The sequence below is a fragment of the candidate division TA06 bacterium genome (assembly GCA_004376575.1).
In the GTDB taxonomy this organism is placed as follows: Bacteria; Hydrothermota; DG-26; order E44-bin18; family E44-bin18; genus E44-bin18.
In genome coordinates this window covers 18,827-27,786 of record SOJN01000138.1, presented here as the reverse complement: position 1 = coordinate 27,786, position 8,960 = coordinate 18,827, and the positions used below count along the sequence as shown (strand labels likewise).

General features: G+C 50.3%; 6 protein-coding genes and 1 tRNA gene. All 7 read left to right on the top strand.

From position 1 onward, the window contains the following. The first annotated feature begins 150 nt into the window (after nt 1-150). The 7 genes from E3J62_11335 to E3J62_11305 all read left to right on the top strand — a co-directional run bounded on the left by E3J62_11335 (nt 151) and on the right by E3J62_11305 (nt 8,950). Nucleotides 151-612, top strand: a complete 462-nt coding sequence (locus tag E3J62_11335; protein TET44113.1) for a nucleoside deaminase — start codon at nt 151-153, stop codon at nt 610-612. A gap of 70 nt (nt 613-682) precedes the next feature. Further along, a tRNA-Ser gene (locus E3J62_11330) sits at nt 683-775 on the top strand. A 124-nt stretch (nt 776-899) separates the two neighbouring features. After that, nucleotides 900-4,124 carry a T9SS type A sorting domain-containing protein gene (locus tag E3J62_11325; GenBank protein TET44112.1) on the top strand — a complete coding sequence of 1,075 codons (3,225 nt, stop codon included), beginning with the start codon at nt 900-902 and terminating at the stop codon, nt 4,122-4,124. Between the two features lie 41 nt (nt 4,125-4,165). Then, nucleotides 4,166-4,939, top strand: coding sequence for a hypothetical protein (locus E3J62_11320; protein TET44111.1), 774 nt, complete (start codon nt 4,166-4,168; stop codon nt 4,937-4,939). A gap of 3 nt (nt 4,940-4,942) precedes the next feature. Further along, on the top strand, nt 4,943-5,578 hold the full coding sequence (locus E3J62_11315; GenBank protein ID TET44110.1) for a hypothetical protein: 636 nt from the start codon (nt 4,943-4,945) through the stop codon (nt 5,576-5,578). 133 nt (nt 5,579-5,711) lie between these two features. Next, nucleotides 5,712-6,092: a hypothetical protein gene (locus E3J62_11310; GenBank protein TET44109.1), complete on the top strand. Its 381-nt coding sequence runs from the start codon at nt 5,712-5,714 to the stop codon at nt 6,090-6,092. Then, the gene (locus tag E3J62_11305) at nt 6,092-8,950 is read left to right on the top strand and encodes a hypothetical protein (GenBank protein ID TET44108.1); all 2,859 of its coding nucleotides are present in this window, start codon (nt 6,092-6,094) and stop codon (nt 8,948-8,950) included. The genes E3J62_11310 and E3J62_11305 overlap by 1 nt, the downstream gene beginning before the upstream one ends. Nucleotides 8,951-8,960 lie beyond the last annotated feature (10 nt).

The window sequence follows — 8,960 nt, the reverse complement described above, 5'->3', positions numbered from 1 at the left end:
GGAAAGGGGATAGGTTGGAGGTTCGAATCCTCCCGGGCGTACTTACGCAAAGTACGAAGTGCAAAGGACAAAGTGCGAAGGAGAAGAGACGAAGGGTTGAAAGTTCAATGTTGAACATTTGAACACTTGAACGGGAGTTGAGGGGGGAGAATGGAGAGTGATGAGCGATGGATGAGGGAGGCGCTTGCAGAAGCAAAAAGGGCTGAGGAAGGAGATGAGGTTCCCATCGGTTGTGTGGTCGTGTGGAAAGACCGTATAATTGGGAGGGGCCACAATATGGTTGAGGCTCTGCAAGATCCGACAGCTCATGCCGAGATAATAGCGATAGGAGCTGCCGCCGGATTCTTGAAGTCACGGTGGCTAACCGACTGTACTATGTATGTGAATATCGAACCGTGCCCTATGTGTGCTGGCGCAATAGTCCTTTCTCGGATGGCGAGGCTCGTCTTTGGCGCCGCTGACCCTAAGGCCGGAGCGTGTGGGAGTGTCATGAACATCGTTGAGAATAAGTGTCTGAATCACCAGGTGAAGGTAACATCCGGCACACTTGAACAAGAGTGTGCCAGTATTATCAGCAATTACTTCAAGAAAAAGAGATCGAAAGATACCTAGAAGCACAAGTTCTTTTCAGCTCGTTTCTGATTCCTTTGTCTGCGCGAATGAAAGTCCAGATTTCAGACTTGGAGAGATGGCCGAGCTGGACGAAGGCGCACGACTCGAAATCGTGTATCCGCTGTGAGGTGGATCGGGGGTTCGAATCCCTCTCTCTCCGCCAAACTTCGCTCTTGTTAGCTTCGTTTGGCTGCGCGGCAGGATCTTTGAGTAGGTGTTCAGCGAGATGAAGTTATTCAGAAGCTGAAGTATTGCCCGGAAAATAACAACACAAGGAGAGAATTAAATTGTCTAAGGTTACGAATATTGTCAGGTTATTCCCGCTCTTTTTCGTAGTTGGTACCATTCTGATAGCTATCAGTGCATTCGGCGACATGGAGATGGACCAGTTCAGGGAACTGAAGCGGGTGAGCGGTGAGCGGGCCAAACTTGCCAGAGAGAGGGAGGAATGGCTCATCCAGGAGCATCCTGAATTGAAGGAGATACTGCGCAGGCCCCTTGGACCTGGGATCCTTTACAGAAAAAGGCAGGAGAGACTGAAGCTCTACTCACCTGAAGTTGTTGCCCAGATGACGGATACTGTTCGAATTCTTGCCATACGGGCTCAATTCGAGATTGACGATGACAGCTGCACAACCGGGAACGGACAGTTCACGCTGAACAGTAATGGCGAGAAGATATATAGTGACGACGGAGGCCACAACCTGTGCTACGACCCTCCTCATACGAGGACCTATTTTGAGTTTTTGCTCGAGGGGTTGAGGAACTATTTCCTGGATGAGTCGAACGGAAAGCTGTACCTGGACTACTATGTGGTCCCCGAAGGAGAATCCGCTTCCTACACCCTTCCCCATACGATGGTCTACTATGGGGACCCGGAAAATTATGTAGAGGGTCTTTACAGTTATTGCGAGGATGCTGTGGAGGCCTGTGATAATGATCCCATAAACATTCGGTTCTCAGATTATGATATATTCATAGCTTTTCATGCCGGGTCGGAGTGGCAGACAGACTACTTCTGGGACAGCCCCTGTGATCTCGTTTCGGCAATGCTTGCCGGCCTTAACATTGAGGTCAACAGTGGAACGGAGACGGTGAATGAGGTAGTCGTATATCCTGAGACTGCCTTTCAGGATTTCCCTTGCTCTGGATTCATGCATGGGGGGCTCGCTCATGAGGTGGTACATGCCCTGGGCTCGGTGAGAACGGGCTTGGGCATTCCCGACCTTTATGATGTCTCCGGCCAAACGATTGGAGTTGGAGGCTGGGCTCTTATGGGGACGGGAGGATGGAACATGGACGGTCTTGTTCCCCCTCACCTGTGCGCGTGGTCGTCCTATCAGCTTGGGTTTGTTGACCCTGTGCTAATTGAGAAAGATACTACCGGCCTCGAAGTAAAGATGAGGGCGTCAAACGATACCTCGGTGGTGCAAGTCTACAGGGTACCCCTGAACTCGCACGAGTATTTCCTCATAGAGAATAGAATAGCGTACTCTCACCCCGACTCAAGCCACGCAGACCCTGATTCCAATGGCGTCAGAGTCTGGAGAACGGACGGAGACAGCATATATGTGCTGGTCAAGATAGACGACTATGACCTCTCACTCCCTCCCGATTTCGGAGAGGGAGGACTTGCCATATGGCACATTGAGGATGAACTGGCTATGGACGACTCGGCCCGGCTCTGGGATACGGTCAACATGGGCAGAGTCAAGGGCATAGACATGGAAGAGGCAGACGGGATTCAGGATTTCGAGAAGTATGTCTGGCAGGTGAGAGACTTCGACGCCGCATTCTACGGCACTCCCTACGATGTTTTTTATAGAGGAAACAACGATGCGTTTACTCCCTTCAGTTCACCAAACACAGGCTCTTACTCTGGTGGCTCAAGCCGCCTCTTCATAGACAATATCTCTGCATCAGATTCCGTAATGACTTTCGATGTCTCTTTTGACTGGAACTTCCCGGGGTTCCCCGTTGAGGTCAACTACTCCGGAAACGACTACCGTTTCGACATAAATTCACCGACCGTGGCTGATATTGACCAGGACGGTGAGCCTGAAATAATTGTCGCCTCAACGGGCATTCGCTTGTTTGGGGCGAGAAGTGACGGATCTCCTATTCTAGGTAACCCAAACCATGTTTTTGCTGTTATGCCGTGGTACGCTGACACCATATACTCTTCCACGGCCATAGGAGATTTCGATACACTCACCCCGGGCCTGGAAATAGTTCACGGCACAGATGAAGGTAATATCAGGATCTGGTATTCTCAGGATGCTGACAGCAATGGATATGCTGACCCCTTTCCTGAGTACATTGCCACAGAATCCTGGGTAAGGTGCGCGCCTGTCATGGCCGATATTAACGGAGACGGTCAGGATGAAGTGGTCATTGGCGCAGGAAACAAGAAACTCTACGCGTTTGGATCCAGCAACAGCTCGATAGTAATGCTAAGTGGGTTTCCGGTCGATCTGGGTAGGTGGATCATGTCCACGCCAGTAGTAATAGATTCAACCATATATGCGCTCTCGGGAGACGGCCGGCTGTTCGCCATATCCAGCCGGGGCGAGACCCTGTGGATTGCCCTGGAGGACAATTTGACCTACACCACGAGTTCTCCTGTTGCTGCTGACCTTGATGGAGATGGGCTTGTGGAAATCGTTGTTGCGAGGGGTGACGGGAGGGTGTGCTGCGTGAATGATACAGGAGGCGTGGAGTGGTGCGTTGCTCTGCCGGACACGAACTTCTTTAGCACGCCGGCAATAGCGGACATCGATGAAGACGGGTTCTTAGACGTAATATTCGCCGCTGGAAGCAAGCTTTATGGGTTGAACAGGAACGGAGCTCAAGTCCAATATTTCCCGATGGAAACGAACTCGACGGTAGGTCTTCAGTCTTCTCCGGTCATCGGAGACATAGACGGCGATGGCCATCTGGACATACTAATAGGATCCCCAGATGATCTGGTTCTTGGCTATGATAGGTTTGGCAAGGCTCTGCCCGGTTTCCCGATTGCTGCAGGTGATACCGTCTATTCCACCCCGACGCTTTTTGATTTGGACGAAGATGGGGACATAGAGATAATACTCTGTTCTGACGACGGTTTCATCCATGTCTGGGACGCACCCGGAGATGCATCTTTGGCAGTGTGGCCGATGATGCATAGAGATGCGAAGCATAGCGGCACCTATCTTAACTTTACTCCCAGTCGCAGGCCGTATGCTGATTTGGTGCCCCTGCGCGAGTTCTACGCTTACCCGAATCCCACGACCGAAGGTAGGATTTGGGTCAGGTACGATCTGAGCGAGAGAGCTACGGACGTTGACATAAAGGTGTTCAATATCGCTGGTGACCTGGTGAGGGAGATGGAGGGGGCGATAAATCAAGGCCCCAACGACAATCTTCTCAGCCTCCAGGGCCTGGCCAGTGGAGTATATATGCTGAGAGTGAAAGTGGCCGCTGGCGGTAAGCAGGTGGTAAGAACCAAGAAGTTCGCCGTAGTAAAATGATTACAGGATAGAATGTCCAACTTTTGAAGCCGGAGTGAGAGATGAAGAAAATTGTGTTACTACTCGTTCTATCGTTGGTGCTTGTGGGGAGCGCTTCTTCCGAAACGATTGATAAGATGATGAGGAAAAGAATTGTCAACTCCACCATCAGTTCGGATAGATACCCTCCTGAGATAGGCCATGGAGTGAAAGATGAGAGGGGCGAGAAGTCCGGCCCACTGGCGCTTTTCCTGTCTGCCGCCGTGCCAGGGGCAGGGGAATACTACCTCGGCTCAAAAGGCAACTCAAAGGTTTTCTTCGGGATAGAGCTTGCCACCTGGGCCTCATATGCGGTTTTCACCTATCATGGAAGAAGGGTGAGGGATAGCTATAAGCTTCTTGCTGGTGCCAATGCAGGCGCGGATATGAGCATGGGTTCCGATGAGTACTGGAGTGCTGTCGAATGGAGTAGGAGTAACGAAGAATACAATGAAAAGATGAGAGAGGATGCCCGCGCACTCTATCCAGGAGATAAGCAAAAACAGCAGAGCTACATCGAGCGGCACATTTATACTGGCAGCGAGGGGTGGTCGTGGAAAGGCAGTGGGGCCATACAGGAATTCAGAAGGTTAAGGAAAGAGTCGAAGGATGCGTTCCAGTTTGCCATCTATGCGACCGGATTTGCTCTCCTCAACAGGCTGGCCAGCGCAATGGATGTGATTATGATTACAAGGTCTAAGGAAAAGAAGTTTCCAAGTGGCAAAAGGGTTCAGCTCATTATCGAGCCTGGATACGATATTTCGGGATTCAGGGTTGGTCTTGTAGTGAGGGGATAGGAATTGAACTACCGATTCTGGACAAGGTTGGCTCTGTTGGTGGGTGTTCTTGCGGCGAGCCTGCACGCGGTCAGGGTATACAGGGTGAGTTACAGTAATCCTGCATCCTTTGGAGTGTTCCTCTCTGTCTGTCTCACAGCCGTCCTGGGTTCCATTGCCTTCTTGAGATTAGGTGCATCAGGAAGGAGTAGCAGAGGGACATTTCTGGTTGCCGCCGGAGCTTTCCTTGTTCTGACGGCAGCCATTGTCGAGATGTTTGCAGGACTTGCCAGAGTTGCCATGCTGCCTCTTGATCAGCCTCGAGAGCTAGGATTTGCAAGGGTCACTCTTGATAGTTTCACAGCTTCATACAGAGAAGACGGGAATCTTCTTGAGTGTGGATCCACTCTGCTTCTTGATTTGGAAGGATGTTCAGAGAGCTTGACCGTAGTGTCTGATTCCCCCGTGACGGTTGCCGGTGTTTCCATCTTTCAGTTGGGATTCAGCGGTGGCAGGGAGTGGGCAGAAGGGGGCCCGCGTTCCAAACTGGGTTTCCTCAGGGAGAAGGCGAGTTGGCCATTCAGGACAGGCTTAGCCCTGTTAGACATCGGGGCCCTTTTCCTATTGTTTTCCAGGAGGGGAAAAGTGAGGGGCAACTGAAGTATGGTGCTGATGGAGCTCTGTGAGAACGCCCACGTGATTTTCGACCTGTTCTTGCGAGTGTCGAGGTCGTGGAACGAGCCGGGCGGGGCGGGGAATGACTTTGGTATCTGACAAAACACAGAAAGGGAAGATGCCCAAGAGTCTGAAGTCTTTCTTCAGACCCTATTGGAGGGCAGCACTCATATGGTCAATCATAGCCGGAATTATCGTTGTCAGTATTTTTCTGAGATGGGACAAGAAGGTGGTGGCGGCAGTGGTGATAGTGTTTGGCCTGGCGACACAGGCTTTTGGTGGGGCAATCGCGCTGATAGGTGCCGTACCGATAATTGGCCCATTGATTGTGAAGGCGATTACTCTTCCTTTCATACTAGTTGTGAACGGCATTGGCTATTTGGTGACTTTCTTCGCTCTGAGGCGGGGATACAAAATTGACGTCATGAAGTCTAGAGTTCTCATAAGCTCTTTTCTGGTTGGTGTTATTCTCGGTTTTGTCCTGGGGAGGCTGATATAGTGAAAAAGGTTTGTGTGGTTTTCATTTCACTTGTTCTGGTCTTTTTTTTCGCATCCGTCCGTGATTTTGCCTGGGGCTTTGGCAAGAACAAGGTACAGTACAAGAACTTCGACTGGAGAATGGTCAAGTGTGAAGAATTCGACATCTACTTCTATCAGGGCGAGGAAGAGATAGTCAGGTTTGCGCGGCAGATACTTGAAAATGCGTATGGAGCCCTGGAGTCTGACCTTGACCATGAAATGAGCATAAGGATTCCAATAATCATCTACAGCTCTCACAACGATTTCGAGCAGACGAACATAATATTGGAATTGATCGAGGAGTCGGTCGGTGGTTTCACGGAACTCTACAAAAACAGAGTAGTCGTTCCTTTTACAGGATCCTACGAGGACTTCCGTCACGTTCTGGTTCATGAACTGACACACTCCTTCCACTTTGACATTCTCTTTGGAAGCGGCGCCGGGTCGATCTTTTCCCGTCCTCTGTACACGATGGAAATTCCTTTGTGGGTTTTCGAAGGCCTGGCGGAGTTTGAGTCGATCGGGTGGGATGAAAACTCAGACATGTTCATGAGAGACCTGGTCATCAACCAGAGAGTCATCTCCATACCAGATTTGGCATACACCGGTGGATATGCCGTGTACAAGGAAGGTCAGTCCATCTACAACTTCATTGCAGAGAAATATGGGAGAAAGAAGATAGGTGAGATACTCCACAGTATCAACGTTTCAGGGGGGTTAGAAGGGGCAATCAAATCTTCCCTGGGGCTATCCATAAAGAAACTTGATGAAGACTGGAGGAGGTCTCTGAGGAAGAAGTATTGGCCGCTTCTATCAGATAAGGAAGAGATAGTCGAAACAGCAAGGCAGTTGACAGATCACATGCGCGATGGTGGAGTCTTCAACACAGGCCCGGCGCTTTCCCCAGATGGCGATAGAATCGCTTTTCTGTCAGATAGGACTGGACGAACAGATCTATACTTGGCCTCTGCAATTGATGGGAAAATACTGAAGCGGCTGGTAAGGGGAGAAACATCAAGTGGATTCGAATCGATGCACATTGGCAGGGCAGGGCTCTCCTTCAGTCCCGATGGGCAGAGAATCGCGTTTGTGGCAAAGGCTGGGGCGAAGGACAGGCTTTATGTGGTCAGCTCAACAAGTGGCAAAGTGGAAAGAAAATTACAGTTCGATCTTGATGGTCTTTTTTCTCCATCTTTCTCTCCGGACGGAAAGCGGTTGGCGTTGGTCGGATTGGCGGACGGATTCTCTGACATATATGTGACAGTCATAGAGGATGGTTCGCTTAAGAGACTCACCAACGATCGCTACGATGATAGGGACCCTGGCTGGTCCAAAGATGCGAAGACGATAGTATTCTGTTCAGATAGACCCGACACGTTTGATTCGATCTGGGCCTTCGGGAGATATGCGGTCTTTTTCATGTCTCATGAAGGAGACGACATCATCAGAGTCACACAGAGGTCCCGTTTGACCGCATCGCCACAGATCATAGACGACGATAACTCGATTCTTTACATTTCCGATTTTTCCGGAGTGAAAGATCTCTTTTACAAACCTTCAGCAGACACTTTGTCAGTAAGACTGACCAATGTACTGGGAGGAATATTCAACGTATCAGCATCCAGCAGTGGAAAAAGGGTCGCCCTTTCTGCCTTCAGGAATGGTGGATGGGACATATTCGTGCTCAAGGAGCCGCTTGAGCTGGAGGCCTTGGCCCCCGAGGGGGAGAGCAAGTTTGCATTCAGGGATGAAAAGTTTGATGAAAATGGAGAACTGCCAGAGAAAGAGAGGGTAGGTCTTGTGTTCACACCGGACTGGGTTGCCGGCGGCTTCTCCTACAGCACGGAGTACGGCTTTGCTGGTCAGACACAGATAGCAGTAAGCGACATACTCGGCAATCACAGGATATACTTGGTGTCAGACCTTTTTGGAGACATATTGGAATCCAATTTCTACCTCAGCTACTGGTATCTACCGAGGAGAATCGATTTCGGTATGAGCATATTTCAGGAAAAGAATTACTACTTGAAGAGCCTCAGTGAGGGGATGGCGGAAGTTCTGGTGGAAAGGACCTTCGGTGTTGCGGGCGTAGCCAGCTATCCCATGAATATGTTCAACCGGATTGAAGCAGAGCTTGATGTTTTTGCAATAGAGGACAAGTTCCTTGTGTTTAGACCGGGGCAGGAGGAGGAGTTCAAATATCCCTTGGTGTACGTGATATTTCCAGGGATCAGCTACGTACATGATACTGCCATGTGGGGTTTCACCGGGCCAATAGATGGTTCACGCGTGAGGCTGAGCGTCGGGACGGGAGTTCCCATTTTTGAGCGCAGCCTCAACTATTTCACAGTTGTGGCAGACATGCGGAAGTATCTGAAGGTGGAGAGAAGGTACAGCTTTGCCTTGCGCCTCGTTGGCGCAGTGAGTGGTGGAGAGGATGCAGAAACTGCAAGGTACTGGGTAGGAGGGAGTCAGACCCTGAGGGGGTACGACGACTATGAATTCTATGGGACCAAGGTGGCTTTTCTCAACACAGAATTTAGATACCCTTTTGTTGACCGCCTTAAACTTGCTTTTCCCCTTCCTCTCGATTTCAGGAGTGTGAGAGGAGCACTGTTCCTCGACGTGGGAGGAGCCACTGATGATTGGCGAGCGTTCAGGGTTGGCAAGGAAGACGAGGGTGTGTTCAAACTCCAGGATTTGAAGATTGGGTTTGGTGCTGGCGTGAGAATGAGGATTTCGTTTCTGGTGCTCAAGCTTGACGCCGCAAAGAGCACAGACCTTTCTGATATATCGAAGGATACTCACTGGTATTTCACTCTTGGTAGTGAATTCTAAAAGACAGGAT